The 19,084-nt window shown below is 67.3% G+C and carries 15 protein-coding genes; 8 read left to right on the plus strand and 7 right to left on the minus strand.

All coding sequences use genetic code 11. From position 1 onward, the window contains the following. Window positions 1-5: 5 nt before the first annotated feature. The 8 genes from ACFQ0E_RS16515 to ACFQ0E_RS16550 all read left to right on the plus strand — a co-directional run bounded on the left by ACFQ0E_RS16515 (window position 6) and on the right by ACFQ0E_RS16550 (window position 8,724). Window positions 6-1,037: an amidohydrolase family protein gene (locus tag ACFQ0E_RS16515; protein ID WP_386825701.1), complete on the plus strand. Its 1,032-nt coding sequence runs from the start codon at window positions 6-8 to the stop codon at window positions 1,035-1,037. After that, complete coding sequence (locus tag ACFQ0E_RS16520; protein ID WP_386825702.1) at window positions 1,034-1,615, plus strand: hypothetical protein; 582 nt, start codon at window positions 1,034-1,036, stop codon at window positions 1,613-1,615. The genes ACFQ0E_RS16515 and ACFQ0E_RS16520 overlap by 4 nt, the downstream gene beginning before the upstream one ends. Further along, window positions 1,612-2,898, plus strand: a complete 1,287-nt coding sequence (kynU, locus tag ACFQ0E_RS16525; RefSeq protein ID WP_386825704.1) for a kynureninase — start codon at window positions 1,612-1,614, stop codon at window positions 2,896-2,898. Before ACFQ0E_RS16520 ends, kynU begins: the two co-directional genes overlap by 4 nt. Then, window positions 2,895-4,253, plus strand: a complete 1,359-nt coding sequence (locus ACFQ0E_RS16530) for an FAD-dependent oxidoreductase (RefSeq protein ID WP_386825705.1) — start codon at window positions 2,895-2,897, stop codon at window positions 4,251-4,253. The genes kynU and ACFQ0E_RS16530 overlap by 4 nt, the downstream gene beginning before the upstream one ends. Window positions 4,254-4,256: 3 nt before the next feature. Then, a complete protein-coding gene (sbcB, locus tag ACFQ0E_RS16535) occupies window positions 4,257-5,699 on the plus strand; it encodes an exodeoxyribonuclease I (RefSeq protein WP_386825706.1) in 1,443 nt (480 codons plus the stop codon). 10 nt (window positions 5,700-5,709) lie between these two features. Beyond that, a complete protein-coding gene (locus ACFQ0E_RS16540; RefSeq protein ID WP_386825708.1) occupies window positions 5,710-6,396 on the plus strand; it encodes a DUF2461 domain-containing protein in 687 nt (228 codons plus the stop codon). Between the two features lie 256 nt (window positions 6,397-6,652). Next, window positions 6,653-7,543, plus strand: coding sequence for a hypothetical protein (locus tag ACFQ0E_RS16545; protein ID WP_386825710.1), 891 nt, complete (start codon window positions 6,653-6,655; stop codon window positions 7,541-7,543). Between the two features lie 11 nt (window positions 7,544-7,554). Next, window positions 7,555-8,724, plus strand: coding sequence for a DUF4785 domain-containing protein (locus tag ACFQ0E_RS16550; protein ID WP_386825712.1), 1,170 nt, complete (start codon window positions 7,555-7,557; stop codon window positions 8,722-8,724). 69 nt (window positions 8,725-8,793) lie between these two features. Here the strand turns inward: ACFQ0E_RS16550 and ACFQ0E_RS16555 are convergent, their stop codons facing one another. The 7 genes from ACFQ0E_RS16555 to ACFQ0E_RS16585 all read right to left on the minus strand — a co-directional run bounded on the left by ACFQ0E_RS16555 (window position 8,794) and on the right by ACFQ0E_RS16585 (window position 18,893). Beyond that, window positions 8,794-9,258, minus strand: a complete 465-nt coding sequence (locus ACFQ0E_RS16555; RefSeq protein WP_386825714.1) for a DUF4259 domain-containing protein — start codon at window positions 9,256-9,258, stop codon at window positions 8,794-8,796. Beyond that, a complete protein-coding gene (locus ACFQ0E_RS16560) occupies window positions 9,239-10,156 on the minus strand; it encodes a 5'-nucleotidase (protein ID WP_386825716.1) in 918 nt (305 codons plus the stop codon). Before ACFQ0E_RS16560 ends, ACFQ0E_RS16555 begins: the two co-directional genes overlap by 20 nt. A 123-nt stretch (window positions 10,157-10,279) precedes the next feature. Next, window positions 10,280-10,663 carry a DUF805 domain-containing protein gene (locus tag ACFQ0E_RS16565; RefSeq protein ID WP_386825717.1) on the minus strand — a complete coding sequence of 128 codons (384 nt, stop codon included), beginning with the start codon at window positions 10,661-10,663 and terminating at the stop codon, window positions 10,280-10,282. Window positions 10,664-10,767: 104 nt separating this feature from the next. After that, entirely contained in the window at window positions 10,768-12,297 is a 1,530-nt protein-coding gene (locus tag ACFQ0E_RS16570) for a B12-binding domain-containing radical SAM protein (protein ID WP_386825719.1), read from the minus strand. Between the two features lie 187 nt (window positions 12,298-12,484). Beyond that, entirely contained in the window at window positions 12,485-12,898 is a 414-nt protein-coding gene (locus ACFQ0E_RS16575) for a hypothetical protein (protein WP_386825721.1), read from the minus strand. A 78-nt stretch (window positions 12,899-12,976) separates the two neighbouring features. Next, complete coding sequence (locus ACFQ0E_RS16580; RefSeq protein ID WP_386825723.1) at window positions 12,977-13,744, minus strand: NAD kinase; 768 nt, start codon at window positions 13,742-13,744, stop codon at window positions 12,977-12,979. Window positions 13,745-13,901: 157 nt separating this feature from the next. Continuing rightward, on the minus strand, window positions 13,902-18,893 hold the full coding sequence (locus tag ACFQ0E_RS16585) for an NAD-glutamate dehydrogenase (RefSeq protein WP_386825725.1): 4,992 nt from the start codon (window positions 18,891-18,893) through the stop codon (window positions 13,902-13,904). Window positions 18,894-19,084 lie beyond the last annotated feature (191 nt).

The raw sequence follows: 19,084 nt of genomic DNA on the forward strand, positions 1-19,084 counted from the left end.
TTCCCATGCAAGGTCCTGACGCCGCCATGCTCAAGATCGACACCCACGCCCACTACCTGCCGCGCCACTGGCCGGATCTCGCCGCGAAATACGGCGACATCCGCTTTCCGGTGATCCACCACGGCGACGACGGCCGCTCGCGCATCTACAAGGACGGCAAGTTCTTCCGCGAGATCTGGCCGAAGACCTGGGATCCGAAGCTGCGCATCGAGGAATTCGCCGGCTTCGGCGTGCAGGTGCAGGTCATCAGCACCGTGCCGGTGATGTTCAGCTACTGGGCGAAGCCGCAGCACGCGCACGACCTGCACCAGGCGCTCAACGACCACATGGCCGAAGCGCTGCGCGATTACCCGCGCCATTACGCCGGCATCGGCACGGTGCCGCTGCAGTCGCCGCGCCTTGCCATCCAGGAACTCGAGCGCTGTGTCGACCAGCTCGGCCTGCAGGGCGTGCAGATCGGTTCGCACATCAACGACTGGAACCTCGACGCACCGGAACTGTTCGATTTCTTCCAGGCAGCCAGCGAACTCGGCGCCGCGATCCTGATCCATCCCTGGGACATGATGGGCACCGAGTCGATGCCGAAGTACTGGCTGCCCTGGCTGGTCGGCATGCCCGCCGAACAGTCGCGCGCCGCCTGCTGCCTGATCTTCGGCGGCGTGCTGGAACGGCTGCCGAAACTGAAGGTCTGCCTCGCCCACGGCGGCGGCAGCTTCCCCTACACCATCGGCCGCATCGAGCACGGCTTCAACATGCGCCCGGACCTCGTCGCGACCGACAACTTCCGCAATCCGCGCGAATACCTGTCGCGTTTCTACTTCGATTCCTGGGTCGCCGATCCGCGCGCGCTGCGCTACCTGATCGACACCTGCGGCGTCGATCGCATCATGCTCGGCACCGACTACCCGTTCCCGCTCGGCGAGCAGGAACCCGGGGCCGGGATCGCCGCACTCGACCTGTCCGAAGCCGAACAGGCGCGGCTCTATCACGGCACCGCGCTGGAATGGCTGGGCCTGCCGAAGGCGCGGTTCGCATGAAACCGGCGACGGCCATCGCCGCAGCGCTGCTGTCGCTGGCCTGCGTCGCATACGCACACGCGCAGGAAACCAGCCCGCCATCGGAAGGCGATGCGTCGTCGCCGATGCCCGAACTGGTCGACGCCTACATCGGCATCGAACGCCAGGCCGGCGCGGGCAGAACGCTCGATGGCGAACCGCTGTACTTCATCGGCGCGGTCAGGATCGAAGGCGAGCGGATCACGCTGTATCGCGAACTGCGCGTCTGCCGCGAGGCGACCCTGCAGGCGCCGACCTATGCAGGCCAATACTGGTATGCGGGTCGCATCGACATGCAGGTCACGCCCTGGAAGGCCCTGCTGCGAATGACCGGCTGCGACCACTGCGGTCGCGCCGAAACCGCCGAACCCGAACCTGCCGTGCTGGAGATGGACCTGTCGCCGCCGCGTGAAGGCGAACTGCAACTGGGCGAGACCCGCTACAGCCGACGCATGCGCTTCGATCGCACCGATTGCCCCGACGAGCCGGCCGACGCCGCACGCTCCGCCCCTGCACGTCTCGACGCGCACGCTGCCGTTTCTTACGCGAGGACCGAATGACCGATCTGCATCCGACCGACGACTGGGCCCGCGCGCAGGACGCCGCCGATCCGCTGCGCGATTTCCGCGCCCAGTTCCACATCCCGCGCCACGACGGCGCCGAGATGGCCTATTTCTGCGGCAATTCGCTGGGCCTGCAGCCGAAGGGCGCACGCGCCTACGTCGACGAAGTGATGGACAAATGGGCGCGCGACGCGGTCGAAGGCCACTTCCTCGAACCCGCGCCGTGGATGCCGTACCACGAACTCGTCCGCGACGGCATCGCCCAGGTGGTCGGCGCGCAGCCGTCGGAAGTGGTCGCGATGAACTCGCTGACCGCGAACCTGCACCTGATGATGGTCAGCTTCTTCCGGCCCGACGCGCAGCGCAATGTGATCCTGATGGAAGCCGGCGCGTTCCCGTCGGACCGTCATGCGATGGCCTCGCAGTTGCACGCGCACGGGCTGTCGGTCGACGCGCACCTGGTCGAAGTCGAACCGGACCGCGAAGACGGCACGTTCTCGATGGCCGCGATCGAGCGCGCGATCGCCGAACATCGCGATCGCCTCGCCCTCGTGCTGTGGCCCGGCGTGCAGTACCGCACCGGCCAGGCCTTCGACCTCAAGGAGATCGCGCGGCTCGGCCACGCCGCAGGCGCCATCGTCGGCTTCGACCTCGCGCATGCGGTCGGCAACCTGCCGCTGCAGCTGCACGACAGTGGCGCCGACTTCGCGGTGTGGTGCCACTACAAGTACATGAATTCCGGCCCGGGCGCGGTTGCCGGCTGCTTCGTCCACGAACGCCATGCGCACACCGATCGCCCGCGCTTCGCCGGCTGGTGGGGCCACGACCAGGCCACGCGCTTCCGCATGGGCCCGGAGTTCGTGCCCACGCCCGGCGCCGACGGCTGGCAGCTGAGCAATCCGCCGATCCTCGGCCTTGCGCCGCTGCGCGCCTCGCTGGACCTGTTCACGCAGGCCGGCATGCCTGCGCTGCGCGCGAAATCCGAACGCCTGACCGGCCATCTCGAAGCGCTGATCCGTGCGCATCTCGGCGACGTGCTGCAGATCGTCACCCCGGCATCGCCTGCCGAACGCGGCTGCCAGCTGTCGCTGCGCGTGGCCGGCGGACGTGGCATGACTGGCAGAAGCGCAGGTCGCGCGCTGTTCGAATGCCTCGGCGCGCGCGGCGTGCTCGGCGACTGGCGCGAACCCGACGTGATCCGCATCTCGCCCGCACCGCTGTACAACACCCACGCGGACGTGCTGCGCTTCGTCCGCACCGTGCAGGAGTGGCAGGCATGAGCGCCACCGACGATCGCCATCTCACCCTCGTCGGCGCCGGCCTCGCCGGGCCGCTGCTCGGCCTGCTGCTCGCGCGGCGCGGCTGGCGCGTCGACCTGTTCGAACGACGCGGCGATCCGCGCGTCCACGGCTATGCCGGCGGCCGCTCGATCAACCTCGCCCTGGCCGAGCGCGGCCTCAACGCGCTGCGCACCGCTGGGGTCGATGCCGACGTGCTGAAGCAGGCGGTGATGATGCGCGGCCGGATGGTGCATTTCCGCGAAGGTGGCGAACAACTGCAGCGCTATGGCCGCGACGACAGCGAAGTGATCTGGTCGATCAGCCGCGGCGATCTGAACATCCTGCTGCTCGACGCCGCCGAGGCCGCAGGCGTGAACCTGCACTTCGACCGCCGGCTCGAATCGGTCGACTTCGACGCGCAGATCGCGCACTTCGTCGGCGAAGGCGAGGACATCGCCCACCGCTTCAACGCACTGATCGGCAGCGACGGCGCCGGTTCCAGCCTGCGCGCGGCGATGCTGCGCGCCACCGACCTGGGCGAGCGCGTCGAGGTGATGCCACACAGCTACAAGGAACTGGAGATTCCGCCCGCGCTGGACGGCGGTTTCCGCATGGAAGCGAACGCGCTGCACATCTGGCCGCGCGGCGACTACATGTGCATCGCCCTGCCCAATGACGAGCGCACGTTCACGGTCACCCTGTTCATGCCGAACGAAGGCCCGATCAGCTTCGAGGCCACTGCAGACGGCCACGCCGCCAAGACCCTGTTCGAGCGCGACTTCGCCGACGCCGTGCCGCTGATCCCGAACCTCGTCCACGACTACGACGCCAATCCCACCGGCATGCTGGCCACGCTCTACCTCGACCGCTGGCATCTCGACGGTCGCGCGGTGCTGCTCGGCGACGCCGCGCACGCGATGGTGCCGTTCCACGGCCAGGGCATGAACTGCGCGTTCGAGGACTGCGTATCGCTGGCCTCGCACCTGGCGCTGGACCGCGATCTCGCCAGCGCGTTCGCGGCGTTCGAGGCCGAGCGCCGACCGAATGCGGCGGCGATCCAGGCGATGGCGCTGGAGAACTACAGAGAGATGAGCGATCGCGTCGACGACGCGGACTTCCTGCTGCAGCGCCAGCTCGAACGCCAGCTTGCCGAGCGCCATCCCGGACTGTTCGTGCCACGCTACGCCATGGTCAGCTTCATGCGCGTGCCCTACGCCACCGCGTACGAGCGCGGTCGCATCCAGCGCGCACTGCTGGTCGAGGCCACCACGGGCCGCGACAGTCTCGACGGCATCGACTGGGACTGGCTGGACCACGAAGTGCACGCACGCCTCTTACCGCTGGACGCGGGCTGATCGATGGGCGCGAGCTTCCTCTTCTACGACCTGGAAACCTACGGCAAGGATCCGCGTCGCACGCGGATCGCGCAGTTCGCCGCGATCCGCACCGATGAGCAGCTGAACCCGATCGACGAGCCCTGGGATTTCCTGGTCAGACCGGCCGACGACCTGCTGCCTTCGCCGACCGCGACCCTGATCACCGGCATCGAACCGCAGCGCGCCGCGCGCGAGGGCGTGAGCGAATGCGAAGCCTTCGCGCGGATCTACGACGCGATGTCGGTGCCCGGCACCTGCACGCTCGGCTACAACTCGCTCCGCTTCGACGACGAGTTCGTCCGCTACGGCCTGTTCCGCAATTTCTTCGATCCCTACGAACGCGAGTGGCGCGGCGGCAATTCGCGCTGGGACCTGCTCGACGTGATGCGCCTCGCGCACGCGCTGCGCCCTGACGGCATCGTCTGGCCGCTGCGCGAGGACGGTGCGCCTTCGTTCAAGCTGGAACATCTCGCCGAGGCCAACGGCGTGCGCGAAGGCGATGCGCATGAGGCGCTGTCCGACGTGCGTGCACTGATCGGCATGGCGCGCAAGCTCAGGACAGCGCAGCCGAAGCTGTGGGACTATACGCTGCGCCTGCGCGACAAGAAATTCGCCGCGCGCCTGCTCGATACCGTGGCGATGACGCCGGTGCTGCACGTGTCGCAGCGTTTCCCCGCGTCCCGCCTGTGCGCGGCGGCCGTCGTGCCGCTGATCCGCCATCCGCAGATCGACAGCCGGGTCATCGTCTACGACCTGCACGAGCCGGTCGATGCCCTGCTCGCACTCGATGCCGACGACATCGCCGACCGCCTGTACACCCCGGCCGCCGACCTGCCGCCGGACGTGGCGCGCGTGCCGCTGAAGGAAGTGCACCTCAACCGCAGCCCGATGCTGATCGAATGGCAGCATCTGCGCGATGCCGACTTCGGCCGGCTGCGCATCGATCCGGCGCTGGTCGAATCACGCGCCGCACAGCTGCGCGATGCCGGCCCCGCGCTCGCCGAGAAGATCCGCCGCATCTACGCGAAACGCAGCGTGCCGGAGACGCTGGATGTCGACGGATCGCTGTACGACGGCTTCCTGCTCGATGGCGACAAGCGCAAGTTCGCCGAACTGCGCAGCACGCCGCCCGAAGTGCTCGGCAAGCGCGACTTCGCCTTCCAGGATGCGCGCCTGACCGAACTGCTGTTCCGCTACCGGGCACGCAACTGGCCCGGGACGCTGGGCGCCGAGGACACCGAGCGCTGGAGCGCGTATCGCCGCCAGCGACTCGGCGAAGATCGCGGCTGGTCCGAATACACCTTCGAGACGCACCGCGCGGAAATCGAGGCCCTGCGCCTCGCACACCCGGACGACGGCCGCGCGCAGGCGCTGCTCGACCGGGTGCAGGCCTGGGCCCACGACCTGGAAAACACACTGACATGAGCATGCCCACATGAGCACGTACTTTTCCGACCGCAGTTTCAAGTTCCTGCGCAGCCTCGCGCGCAACAACGATCGCGAATGGTTCCATGCGCACAAGGCCGACTACGAGCAGTACGTGCGCCAGCCGTTCCTGGCCCTGATCACCGACCTGCAGCCGGCGCTGCGCGAAGTGAGCGAACACTATCGCGCCGATCCGAAGACCGTCGGAGGCTCGCTGTTCCGCATCCACCGCGACACGCGCTTCTCGAACAACAAGGCCCCGTACAAGAACTGGCAGGGCGCGCGCCTGTTCCATGCGCGCAGCAAGGAAGTCGAAGCGCCGTCGTACTACATCCACCTGCAGCCGGGGAACTGCTTCATCGGCGCTGGCCTCTGGCATCCGGAACCGGACGCACTGCGTCGCATCCGCCACTTCATCGTCGACAACCCGGGCAGCTGGGCCGCCGCCGCGCATGGCACCGCATTCCGCAAGCGCTTCGACCTCGACGACAGCGAGATGCTGGTCCGCCCGCCACGGGGATTCCCCGCCGATTTCGCCCATCTCGACGACCTGCGGCGCAAGAACCACGTCGCCCTGCGCGCCATCGACGACACCACGATGACCGGCCCACGCCTGCTCACGACCCTCGCCAAGGACCTGCAGGGCCTCGGTCCGTACATGGACTACCTCTGCGCGGCGCTGGACCTGGAGTTCTGAGGCAGGGCCGGACGCCGAGCCTCGACACTTCTGTGCAGGCGCGACGCGAGTCGTGACCGGAGATCCGGTGCACGGCCTGCATGGTCGTGCCCGATGACGCACTGCGTCATGACACTGTCAATACGCCCCCGTACCCTCGGGCGCAATGCCATACCCCACAGCATGGCAGGGCTGGAGCCGGCGACGTCCCGAGCCATCAGCAGGGCGCGACTTCGAAGCTCCGAACAGGGAAGGACGCGGCAGGGGCCGCGCATTCATGGACATCGAAACAAGCAAGGGGACAACCAACGTGCTCAAACACCTCTGCGGGCTTCTGCTCGCCCTGGCGGCGCCGTGCGCGCTCGCGAACACCGGCGTGGCCTTCGTCCACGGCACCGGCGCACAGACCAACGCGTACAACGACTACTGGCAGCCCGCCATGGTCGACTCGGTGCGCGGCGGCCTGCCGAACCCGGCGAACTACGTGGTCATCAACTGCGACTTCGGCCAGTACTGGTGGGACAGCCGCGCCGCAGGCTGCCTGGCAGGCCAGCTGACCAACTTCATCAACACCAAGGGCATCACCCGGCTCATCGTCATCACCCACTCCAATGGTGGCAACGTGATGCGCTGGATCATGTCGAACCCGACCTACGACAGCCGCTACCCGAACATCATCAGCAAGACCGTGCGCGTGAACGCGCTGGCGCCTTCGTCCACCGGCACGCCGCTGGCCGACGCGGTGATGAACGGCACCGTCTTCGAGGCCGCGGTCGGCTGGCTGCTCGGCTACCAGAACGATGGCGTGCGCCAGCAGCAGCAGAGCTGGATGGTCTTCTACAACGGCAACTACCTGTACGGCACCAGCGGTCGCCCCGCGCTGCCGAAGACCTTCCGCAGCGTCGTCGGCACCGATGTCGACTCCTCGCCGTTCGACGGCGACAGCTACTGCGGCGGCTACAGCCAGAACGTCGGCCTGGAAGTCACGCAGAACTGGCTCAACAGCTGCTCCGACGGCTTCCTCAACTGCAGCAGCCAGAACGCCGCAGGTTCGGTGTGGTTCTACGACACCGCGCGGATGGCCGGTGGCGAACCGCTGTCGCACAACCAGAGCCGTCGCGCCTGCTTCGGCCTGAACAACATCCTCCGCACCGACATGAGCCAGTGAGGGCACCCATCATGAAACTCGCCATTGCAGCACTCACGGCTTCGCTCACCCTCGCGCTCGCCAGCCAGGCCGCCATTGCGGCACAGCCGATGCGCGCGCCGGTCGCCGGCGACCAAGTGCCCGCGCGCCTCGTCGCCGTGCCCGCCCCCTCCGCCACCATCGAACGCGCCCCGGTGTCCTTCGCCTGGAAGCTGGACCCGAACGCCGCGCTCGCCGCACCGCAGCCGTACGTGGCGCAGAGTCGCGAATACTGGCAGACCGTGGACGCCGCCGAACTCCGCCAGGGCGTCTCGGTGAAGACCTCGGCGCCCGGCGCGTTGATCCGCGTCAGCCCGGCGCGCGGTGCGCGTGCGCTCGACCAGAACGCACTGCGCATCAACGATGCGGGCGGTGCCGCGCGCATCGAGCGCCTCGCGTCGGCGAAGCAGCTCGCTGCCGCCGGCATGGACGTGCAGGACGGCAGCGTGATCGCCAAGCTCGCGCCCGAGGAAGTCGCCGGTGCCTACACCCTGCGCGCCACGCAGGCCGAAGGCCGCTATCTGGTCCACGTGTTCGAACCGCAGAGCAGCGACGTGCTCAACACCGCCATCGACCGCCAGCATGCGCTGGCCGGCGACACGGTGCGCGTGAACATCGGCTTCGACCGTGCCGGCAAGCGTGCGCAGGCCGTGCAGGCCGGCGGACTGCTGGTCGCCCCGGATGGCCGCAGCTGGCCGGTCGCGGTCGGCAAGGACGGCACCGCGCGCGTGAAACTGCCCGCGAACGTCGGCAGCACGCCCGGGCTGTGGGAAGTGCAGGTCTTCGCCAGCGCCGACGGCATCCAGCGCGATGCGCGCACCGCCGTGGCCGTGGCCGCACCGACCGCGCGCTTCAGGGGCCAGTTCGCCTTCGATGCCGCGACCATGCGCATGGCCCTGCCGGTGCAGGCCGGCTCGGTCGGCCGCTACGAGGCACGCGGCACGCTGTACTCCACCGCTTCCGACGGCCAGATGCGCCCGGTGTCGCAGGCGCACAGCGCGGCGTGGATGAAGCGCGGCAACGGCACGCTGGTGCTGCAGTTCGACCGCAGCCACCTGCCTGCCGGCTATGGCGCGCCGTTCGAAGTCCGCGAGCTCTCGCTCAACGACCAGTCGCGCATGGCCCCGCTGGAAAGCCGCTCGCGGACCGGCATCGTCCGCTGAAACACCTCCCCCGCAGGATGCAGCAAGGGGCCGCAAGGCCCCTTGTTTCATTCTGGATGCAGGATCGGATCAACCCGCGAGAGCTGCCTGCTGCGCACGCACGGTTTCAATCCACTCGGCATGTCCGTCGCTCTCTTCCCAGAGCTCGTTCAATTCGGAATCCGGTCCAAGGATGCGATCCAGCGCCCGACGCGCATCGGCCAGCAACGTCGCGGTCGGCGGCGTCGACACCGTGCGCAGCCATGCATCGACTTTTTCCGTGTACGCGTCCGACTGCGTGCCGCGACCGAGCGCCTTCGCGAGGACTTCCACGGCAGCGATGGCTTCGACGGCCAGATCGGCATCCAGATAGTCGTCTCCGTTGTCGAGCACGGCCCGGATCGTCTCTTCGACCAGCGAAAAGTCACGTCGCTCGTCGAGGCCATAGGCCCAGTCGTTGGCGGTGTCGTTGCCGTAGGGTTCGCAGGACCAGGTGCCCATACCGTCGTCTCCGGAAGCTCGAAACAGGATTGCCTCAGCGATTGACGACCCCATGCGGCACATGCCCCGCCGCGACGTGTTCGCGCGCGGAATCGATGTTGTGCGGGGAATCGTCGAAGAAGATGTCGGCGCCGAAGGCCTGCAGGAACGGGCCTTTCGAGCGGCCGCCGAGGAACAGCGCCTCGTCGAGGCGGATGCCCCAGTCGCGCAGGGTGCGGATCACGCGTTCGTGCGCAGGCGCGGAGCGTGCAGTGACCAGCGCGGTGCGGATCGGGCACTGCTCGACCGGATAGGCCACCTGCAGCCGATGCAGCGCATCGAGGAAAGCGCGGAACGGCCCGCCTGGCAGGGGTTCGTGCGCACGCTCGCGCTCGTGCCGCGCGAAGGCTTCCAGCCCGCCTTCCTGCGACACGCGCTCGCTTTCGTCGTCGAACAGCACCGCGTCGCCGTCGAAGGCGATACGGATCTGGTCGGGCGAGAACACGGCGGACGGCGCGACCGCCGGCGCGGGCAGCAGCGTCGCCGCCGCGATGCCGTGCTCCAGCGCACGACGCACCGATTCGGCATCGGCGGACAGGAACAGATGCGCGCCAAAGGGCTTGATGTAGGGCCAGGTCGGCGCACCCGAAGTGAAGGTGGCGCGGCGGATGTCCAGGCCGTGGTGCTGGATCGAATTGAACACGCGCAGCCCGGTGTCCGAGGAATTGCGCGACAGCAGGATCACCTCGACGCGCGGCACACCGTCCTTGTCGTCGGCGTTGAGCGCCAGCAGCTTGCGCACCAGCGGGAAAGCGATGCCTGGCCGCAGGACCTCGTCCTCGTGGCTGCGCTGGTAGCTGGCGAAGGCATCCACGCCCTCGCGCTCGAACAGGGAATGGCTCTCTTCGAGATCGAACAGCGCGCGCGAGGAAATCGCGATGACGAGGGGTTCGGGGGAAGGCGTCGTCGACATTCGCGCAGTGTATCGCCAAGGCGGTCTCATCGGATGAGACTGGGCGGGCTCGGTGACGCAGGCATGAAAAGGCCGGCGCCCTCCCCCGAGGAACGCCGGCCGGATGTCACGGTGCCGGATGGATCAGGCGGCCTTCGGATCTTCGCCGAAGCGGTTCGGGCCACGCGTGCCTTCGATGCACATGAAGATCAACAGGATCAGGCCTCCGATGGCGGGTACGAACATCAGCAGCACCAGCCAGCCGGACTTGTCCTGATCGTGGAAACGACGGACGTACACCGCGATCGACGGCACAAGGAACGCGAGTGCGTAAATGAGGAGCAGGCCACCGCCCACCATGCTCAACGCACCGGGCTGGCCTGTCTCGAAATCCAGGCCGGCAATGATCAATCCATACAGCACCGCGGTCACGATGACGTTCAACAGCGTGAACATCCAGAATTCCTTGCGCCGCGAGCGACCATTGAAGTCGGCATAGCGCTTCAGCGGCATCAACATCCAATCCATCTCATTCTCCCCAGATATAGTGAACGCCGATCATGGCAAGTCGGGCATGGCGATGGCAAGCGCGTCGCACCGGCCACGCGCTGTCCCGCAGGACAGCGGATCGGTCAACCGGCGAGATGCCGCGTCTGCCGGGGCGGAGTCGCCCGCTTCTTCCGTGGCACCGGTACGGGCAGCTCGGCATCCGGGTCCTCGAACGCCAGCCGCGAACGACCGCCCTGCCCCCGGTAGTCGTCGATGAGGGCGCGATTGGCGATGTCCTCGACCACGCCTGCTTCGGTGGTCAGGAACAGCTGCAGCGCATGCACCATCCGCTCGTGGGCGATGGCATGGGTCTGGCCGATGCGCGCATAGAGCCAGTCGCTGTAGGCGAGGAAACGTTGGAACGGCGCGTCGCCCAGCAGCAGCGGCAGCGTGCGCGGGTAGCGCCCCGCATTCGCGACCATGTCCCAGTAGCGCGCGAAACGCGACAGACGCTGCATCGTCGCGAAATCGATGACGTCGGTGCTGAGGATGTTGTACGGTGGATCGGGATTGAAGCGCAGGTCGTGCGCCTGCGTGTGCCGCGCGACCGGCGCACCGCGCAGGCGCTTGAGGATACCGAACTGGATCTCGTGAGGCGCCAGTGCGACCAGCTTGTCGAAGCCGCGCGCGAAGCTCTCGACGGTTTCGCCAGGCAGACCCGCGATCAGATCCACGTGCAGGTGCGCGCGCGAATGCTCGCGCAGCCAGGCGAGGTTCGCGGCAGCCTTCTCGTCGTTCTGCCGGCGCGAGATGCGCGTCTGCACTTCGGGATCGAAGGTCTGGATGCCGATCTCGAACTGCAGCGTGCCATCGGGGAATTTCGCGATCGCATCCTTCAGCTTTTCCGGCAGGTGATCCGGAATCAGCTCGAAATGCACGAACGGCGGATCGTCGGGCGCCGCCTCGATCTTGGCGAGGAAGAAATCGAGGATCGCCAGCGAAGTATCGACTTTCAGATTGAACGTGCGGTCGACGAACTTGAACTGGCGCACGCCGCGCGCGTACAGCGTTTCCATCGACGCCATGAAGTGCTGCAGCTCGAACGGCCACGCGGTCTTGTCCAGCGACGACAGGCAGAACTCGCACTTGAACGGGCAACCACGCGAGGCCTCGACATAGAGGTGGCGCTGGCGCACGTCCTCCTCGGTGTACTCGTCGTAGGGCAGCACCAGGTCCTTCAGCTCCGCCTGCCGCCCCGGGATGATCCGCGCATGCGGCGTCTCGCCCCGCAGCAGTTGGCCCGCCACCTCGGGAAATGTCACATCGCCCCAGCCGGTGATCACGTAATCGGCCAGCGCGCAGATCCGCTGCTCGTTGACCTCGTAACTCACCTCCGGCCCGCCGAGCACCACCTGGATCTCCGGCGCCACCGTCTTCAGCTGCGCCACCAGCCGCGTGCTCTCCTCGACGTTCCAGATGTACACGCCCAGCCCCAGCACCCTCGGCCGCTGCGCCAGTATCTTCTCGACGATCTCCTCGGTCTTCTGCCCGATCACGAACTCCAGGATCGCCGACCGCTCCCGCAGCTCGCCCAGGTTGGCGCGCAGGTAGCGCAGCCCCAGCGACGCATGGGAATACCGGGCATTGAGGGTCGCGAGGAGGATGTCGTGCATGGGGGGGATTATAGCCGGCGGGGTGTGGCCGACCGGAAAGCCAGAATCCCGTAGGGCGGGACCACCGCAGGTGATCCCGCCATGACGACATGCGCATCTCGCCGAAGGCGCTATGCAGACGCCGGAATGCGACGCCATCTGCTCCGCGGGTGCCGCCCTACGATTGCGCTTTACGGCCTTGAGCCGCTCAGCGATTGATACGCATCAAACGGTACGCCATTTCCCCGGCGATCTCAGGATCCTCGGAGCCTGAGTACTCACGAATGAGGTCGATCGATTCCGGCGTATCGATATCCGCAAGCGCGTGACTGAACCATTTGGTGATGACGCCGGGCTCCGAGCATGTGTACTCAAGCATCTCGTAACCGCTTTCAAGCATCGTTCGAATGTAGGGGATGCTTGATGGACTGCGAAGCAGCTGGATCTGCCGCATCACTTGCTGATGATGTTCATGACCGGGCATCACGAGCAGATGGTTGAGAATCTCCGCCTTAGCAACTGAATCTTCGATATTGATGACGAAACCGAGGAGGTCATACGAGGCTTGCCAGTCATGCCTCGCGACCGCATCTGCCATTTCACTGAGGATTTTCCGCTTCATCGCTTGACCTGACCAGATGAGGCACTGGAAATGGATTGGTCTGCCGCCTGCTGTCCAGGCATTCGCACTCACATACCCTCACGCCACAAACTGCTCACTCAATATCCGCTCTTCCAGGTTGTGCTCCGGGTCGAACAGCAGGGTGACCATGCGGTCGCGGGATTCGCGGATGGCGACTTCGACGACGTCGCGGACTTCGTGGGAGTCGGCGGTGGCGCTGACCGGGCGCTTGTAGGGGTCGAGGACGCGGAAGCGGACTTCGGTGTCGGCCTTGAGCAGTGCGCCGCGCCAGCGGCGCGGGCGGAACGGGGCGATGGGCGTGAGCGCGACGACGCCGCATCCCAGCGGCAGGATCGGGCCGCCGGCGGAATAGTTGTAGGCCGTGCTGCCTGCGGGCGTGGCGACCATCGCGCCGTCGCAGATCAGTTCATCGAGTCTGGTCTGGTCGTTCAGCTCGATCGAGATGTGCGCGGCCTGGCGGGTCTGGCGCAGCAGCGAGACTTCGTTGTACGCGAGCGAGGTGACGGTGGCGCCGGATTCGGTCTGCGCGGACATCTCCAGCGGGCGCAGCTTCGCCGGTTCGGCGGCGGCGAGGCGTTCGATCAGGCCGTCCTCGACGAAGTGGTTCATCAGGAAACCGACGGTGCCGAGCTTCATGCCGTAGACGGGAATGCCGAGGCCGCCGTGGCGATGCAGGGTCTGCAGCATGAAACCGTCGCCACCAAGCGGACAGAGGATCTCGGCTTCTGCCGGTGCGCACTGGCCGTGCCGCGAAGTCATGGCTTCCAGCGCCTGCTGGGCGTCGGGGCTGGGGCTGGCGAGGAAGGCGATGCGCTGCTGGGCCACGGTTGCGTCCTGTCCGGCGGGTCCATCCCGCAAGCGCGAGGATAGCGGATCGTCGCGACGATGGCAGGTCGCCCCGCACTCCGACACGCATGGCCCGACATGCGAACGGCCCCGGTTTCCCGGGGCCGTTCGGTATGCGCAGCAAGAGCGAGCGCGGTCAGCCTTCGGCGGACAGCATCGACAGGCGGCGCACCGCGACCGAGGCGGTCGGGTAGTCCAGCGACTTCTGCGCGGCGACTTCGGCAAGCATGCCGAGCGTGAAGCGCAGCGCGGCATCGTCACGTTCCAGCCAGTGCTTGACCTTGGCATCGGGATTCGCGCCGGCCGTGGCGAGCACCTGCATGGTCAGCAGGCGCTGCTGCGCGGCGAGTTCGTCGCGCAGCGAGCCGCGCGCGACCGCGTGCCAGCGACCGTCGACCGCGAGCGAATCGATCTGCGCATACAGCCACGGCAGCTGCAGGGCTTCGCCGAGGCGGAAGTGGACCTTCGCCACTTCGACCGGCTTGAGCTTGCGCGCACGCGCCACTTCGATGATGTCGCAGCACGACTCGAGGTAGGGAATCGCCGCGAGCTGCTTCGCCAGCGCCTCCGGCATGCCCTTGGCCTTCCAGTCCTCGAAGCTGGCGTCGTACGCGGGACGCATCGTCGCCGGCAGGATGCCGGAACCGGCGCGGATCTCGCGGAAACCGGCGTGATAACGGTCGACCGCATCGGTGATCGCCGGGATCGCGCCCGGACGCGACAGCAGCCAGCGCGTCATCGAACGCAGCAGCGACCAGATGGTCTGCAGCGCATCGACCTGCACCGATTCCGGCACCTTGCCGTCGAGCGCGTCGATCTGCGCCCACAGCTCGCGTGCATCGAAGGTTTCGCGGGCGATGGTGAAGGCCTTCGCGACCTCGCCCGGCGTGCGACCGGAATCCTCGGTCATGCGCAGGGTGAAGGTCGACCCCATGCGATTGACCATCGAGTTGGTCACCGCCGTGGCGATGATCTCGCGCTTCAGGCGATGCTGTTCCATCGACTTGGCGTACTTCTGCTGCAGCGGCTGCGGGAAGTAGCGCACCAGCTCCTTCGAAAGATACGGATCTTCCGGCACGTCGGAGTCGAGCAGCTGCTGGAACAGCACGATCTTCGAGTACGACAGCAGCACCGACAGTTCCGGACGGGTCAGGCCGATGCCGCGCGCCTTGCGGTCGGCGATCTCGGCGTCGCTGGGCAGGAACTCGATCTGGCGATCGAGCAGGCCCTGCGATTCGAGGGTCTTGATGAAGTGCTGCTTCGAGCCCAGGCGAGTGAGCGACATCCGCTGCATCAGGCTCAGCGCCTGGTTCTGGCGATAGTTGTCGTTGAGCACCAGCGCTGCGACCTCGTCGGTCATCGCCGCGAGCAGCTTGTTGCGCTCGGGCATCGTCAGCTTCTTCTTCTGCACTTCGCCGTTGAGCAGGATCTTGATGTTCACCTCGTGGTCGGAGGTGTCGACGCCGGCGGAGTTGTCGATGAAGTCGGTGTTGAGCAGCACGCCATTGAGCGCGGCTTCGATGCGACCGAGCTGGGTCAGGCCGAGGTTGCCGCCCTCGCCCACCATCCGGCAGCGCAGTTCATTACCGTTGACGCGCAGACCGTTGTTGGCGCGATCGCCGACATCGGCGTGCGTTTCGCTGGACGCCTTGACGTAGGTGCCGATGCCGCCGTTCCACAGCAGGTCGACCGGCGCCTTCAGGATCGCGTTCATCAGCTCCATCGGGCTCATCGCGGTTGCATCGGAGGCGATGCCGAGCACGGCCTTGATCTCCGGCGACAGCGGGATCGACTTCGCCGAGCGCGGGAACAGGCCGCCGCCCTTGCTGATCAACGCCTTGTCGTAGTCTTCCCAGCTCGAACGCGGCAGCTTGAACATGCGGTCGCGTTCCTTGAACGAGATCGCCGAGTCCGGGTTCGGATCGAGGAAGATGTGGCGATGGTCGAAGGCGGCGACGAGGCGGATGTGCTTCGACAGCAGCATGCCGTTGCCGAACACGTCGCCGGACATGTCGCCGACGCCGACGCAGGTGAAGTCCTGCGTCTGGCAGTCGCGGCCGAGCGCGCGGAAGTGGCGCTTGACCGATTCCCAGCCGCCGCGCGCGGTGATGCCCATGCCCTTGTGGTCGTAGCCGACCGAGCCGCCGGAGGCGAACGCGTCGTCGAGCCAGAACCCATGGGCATTCGCGATGCCGTTGGCGATGTCGGAGAAGGTCGCGGTGCCCTTGTCGGCGGCGACGACGAGGTACGGGTCATCGCCGTCGTGGCGCACGACTTCGTCCGGCGGCACGATCTTGCCGCCGACGATGTTGTCGGTGATGTCGAGCAGGCCGTTGATGAAGCGCTTGTAGCAGGCCACGCCTTCGTTGAACCAGGCGTCGCGATCCACCGACGGATCCGGCAGCTGCTTGCAGAAGAAGCCGCCCTTCGAGCCGACCGGCACGATCACGGTGTTCTTCACCATCTGCGCCTTCACCAGGCCCAGCACTTCGGTGCGGAAGTCCTCGCGGCGATCCGACCAGCGCAGGCCGCCGCGCGCGACCGGGCCGAAGCGCAGGTGCACGCCTTCGACGCGCGGTCCGCAGACGAAGATTTCGCGATATGGGCGCGGCTTCGGCAGGTCCGGCACCTTCGAGGTGTCGAACTTGAAGCTGAGGTAGTCGGCCGGGCCGCCGTCGGCACGCAGGCCGTTGCGGTAGCGACCGCTGCGGTAGGTGATGTAGTAGTTGGTGCGCAGCGTGGCTTCGATCACGCCGACGAAGCTGCGCAGGATGCGGTCTTCGTCGAGGCTCGACACGCGATCGAGGAGCGTGGTGATCGAATTGCGCGTCGCTTCGAGCTGCGCTTCGCGCTTCGCGGCACGCGCGGCGATCACCGGCTCCACGGCGGCGAGCACGGTGGCATCGCCGGCGGCGATCGCGGTCAGCTGCTTGCGGATGCTGTCGGCGCCGGCCTTGATCTCGGCCTTCGATTCCCTGCCGGTGGCCGGGTCGAAGCGGGCCTCGAACAGTTCCGCCATCAGGCGGGCGAGGATCGGATAGCGCGCGAAGGTTTCCTCGACGTAGCTCTGCGAGAACGGCACGCCGATCTGCAGCAGGTACTTGCAGTACGCGCGCAGCATCGCGATCTGCTTCCACGACAAGTTCGCGGCGAGGATGAGCTTGTTGAAGCCGTCGTTCTCGGCATTGCCGCGCCAGATCTGCGCGAACGCGTCCTCGAAGTCCTCGTCGAGGTCGTCGACGTTGATGTCGCCGCGCGTGGTCTCGACCTCGAAATCCTGGATGTAGGCGACGGTGCCGGCGGATTCGATGCGGAACGGATGCTCCGAGATCACGCGCAGGCCCATGTTCTCCATCATCGGCATCGCGTCGGACAGCGGGATGTCGTCGTGCAGGCGATAGAACTTGAAGCGCAGTCCACCGTCCTGGTCGCGGTAGAGGCTCAGGCGCAGGTCGTTGTCGGGGGTCAGCGCGGCGAGCTGCTCGACATCGTCGGCGGCGATCGCAGCGGAGGCCTTCTCGATGTAGGCGGGGGTCAGCGCGCGGCCGAAGCCGTTGGCCAGCGCGAGCCCGCGTTCCTCACCGTGGCGGGACACCAGCACTTCGCGCAGGTCGTCCTGCCAGTTGCGCACGATCGCGGCGAGTCGGGCATTGAGGCCGGCGGCGTCGATCTCGACCAGTTCGTCCTTGCGCGGACGGGCCAGCATGTGCAGCTGCGCCAGCGGCGAGTCGCCGAGCTGGATGGTGGAGTCCACGCGGTCGGCGTGCAGCACTTCGCGCAGCATCGCTTCGATGCGCAGGCGCATCTCGGTGTTGTAGCGGTCGCGCGGAATGTAGGCCAGTACCGAGTAGAAACGGCCGTAACGGTCGTGGCGCAGGAACAGCTTGCTGCGCACGCGCTCCTGCAGGTTGAGCACGCCGGTGGCCAGTTCGAACAGTTCCGCTTCGCTCGACTGGAACAGCTCGTCGCGCGGCAGCTTCTCGACGATGTGGCGCAGCGCCTTCCAGCTGTGGCCGGTGGGCGCCAGGCCGGACCTGGCCATCACCGCCTCATGCCGCTCGCGCACCAGCGGGATTTCCCAAGGACGGCGGGTGTAGGCACTGGAGGTGTACAGGCCGATGAAGCGCTGCTCGGCGACCGGGCGGCCTTCGGCGTCGTAGCTGAGCACGCCGATGTAGTCCATGTAGCCGGGACGGTGCACGGTGGCGCGCGAATTGGTCTTGGTGAGGATCAGCGGGTCGACGTGGCCGGCCTGCTGCATGGTGTAGGCGGTCAGCGAGGCGACCTTGCGCGGCTTGCCGCTTTCGCGGCCGCGCAGCAGGCCCAGGCCGGAGGCCGGATCGGCAGCCAGCACTTCCTCGCCGCCCAGCTTCTTCACCTTGTACTCGCGGTAGCCGAGGAAGGTGAAGTGGTCGGCGGCGGCCCAGCCGAGGAAGGCCTGGGCTTCGGCGCGCATCGCGTCGCTGACCGGCATGCGGCGCTTGCCGAGGTCTTCGGTCATGGCGAGCATGCGATCGCGCATCGCCGGCCAGTCTTCGACGATGCCGCGCACGTCGGCGAGCACGTCGCGGATGGCGCGCTCGATGATCGCCGAATCGGCTGCGGAGAGGCGGTCGATCTCCAGGCTCATCATCGACTCGGGCGCACCCTCGCCCACCGTCGTGATCCGGCCGGCCTTGTCGCGGGTCACGCGCAGGATCGGGTGGCCGAGGACATGCACGCCGATGCCGCGTTCCGCCAGGGCCATCATCACCGAGTCGACCAGGAACGGCATGTCGTCGTTGACGATCTGCAGCACGGTGTGGGTCGATTCCCAGCCGTGCTTCGCGGCGACCGGATTGAAGAGGCGCACGTTCGCCGTGCCCGGCTTGCGCAGTCGCGCGAATTCGAGGAAGTCCGCAGCCAGCGCGGCCCAGGCGTCGGCACTGTGCGCCGGCAGCTCGTCCTCGCTCAGGCGCTGGTAGAACGTGCCGGCGAAGGCGACGGCATCGGCTTCGCCGCGCTTGCCGGCGCGCTTGCGGATGGCGTCGAGGATGGGATCGAGCAGTCGCGATTCGCTTGCGTGCGACTCGCCGCGCACCTGTTTTCGCTGGGTCGGGGTGCGCGGGGCGGAGGCTTTCTTGGTCATGGGCGTTGCGGTCCGTTGGTGGCGCCGATGGGCGCTGGCCGGGGGGTCATGCGTGCGCGCGACGCGGAGAGGCGCCGGCGGATCGTTGGTTGCGGTCGGTCTGCTCGGAATGCGAACGGCCGGCCGGCCCACCCCTGCCGCACCCGTCGTATCGCGCGACGGATGGCGGGGCGGACGCAGCCGGCCGGGGG

This window comes from Lysobacter brunescens (assembly GCF_042677005.1).
Classification (GTDB): domain Bacteria; phylum Pseudomonadota; class Gammaproteobacteria; order Xanthomonadales; family Xanthomonadaceae; genus Lysobacter_I; species Lysobacter_I brunescens.

Bases quoted from the DNA above. Each gene is read 5' to 3' on its own strand.
- ACFQ0E_RS16515 (WP_386825701.1), top strand. From the start codon at position 6: ATGCAAGGTCCTGACGCCGCCATGCTCAAGATCGACACCCACGCCCAC.
- ACFQ0E_RS16520 (WP_386825702.1), top strand. From the start codon at position 1,034: ATGAAACCGGCGACGGCCATCGCCGCAGCGCTGCTGTCGCTGGCCTGC.
- kynU (WP_386825704.1), top strand. From the start codon at position 1,612: ATGACCGATCTGCATCCGACCGACGACTGGGCCCGCGCGCAGGACGCC.
- ACFQ0E_RS16530 (WP_386825705.1), top strand. From the start codon at position 2,895: ATGAGCGCCACCGACGATCGCCATCTCACCCTCGTCGGCGCCGGCCTC.
- sbcB (WP_386825706.1), top strand. From the start codon at position 4,257: ATGGGCGCGAGCTTCCTCTTCTACGACCTGGAAACCTACGGCAAGGAT.
- ACFQ0E_RS16540 (WP_386825708.1), top strand. From the start codon at position 5,710: ATGAGCACGTACTTTTCCGACCGCAGTTTCAAGTTCCTGCGCAGCCTC.
- ACFQ0E_RS16545 (WP_386825710.1), top strand. From the start codon at position 6,653: ATGGACATCGAAACAAGCAAGGGGACAACCAACGTGCTCAAACACCTC.
- ACFQ0E_RS16550 (WP_386825712.1), top strand. From the start codon at position 7,555: ATGAAACTCGCCATTGCAGCACTCACGGCTTCGCTCACCCTCGCGCTC.
- ACFQ0E_RS16555 (WP_386825714.1), bottom strand. From the start codon at position 9,258: ATGGGGTCGTCAATCGCTGAGGCAATCCTGTTTCGAGCTTCCGGAGAC.
- ACFQ0E_RS16560 (WP_386825716.1), bottom strand. From the start codon at position 10,156: ATGTCGACGACGCCTTCCCCCGAACCCCTCGTCATCGCGATTTCCTCG.
- ACFQ0E_RS16565 (WP_386825717.1), bottom strand. From the start codon at position 10,663: ATGGATTGGATGTTGATGCCGCTGAAGCGCTATGCCGACTTCAATGGT.
- ACFQ0E_RS16570 (WP_386825719.1), bottom strand. From the start codon at position 12,297: ATGCACGACATCCTCCTCGCGACCCTCAATGCCCGGTATTCCCATGCG.
- ACFQ0E_RS16575 (WP_386825721.1), bottom strand. From the start codon at position 12,898: ATGAAGCGGAAAATCCTCAGTGAAATGGCAGATGCGGTCGCGAGGCAT.
- ACFQ0E_RS16585 (WP_386825725.1), bottom strand. From the start codon at position 18,893: ATGACCAAGAAAGCCTCCGCCCCGCGCACCCCGACCCAGCGAAAACAG.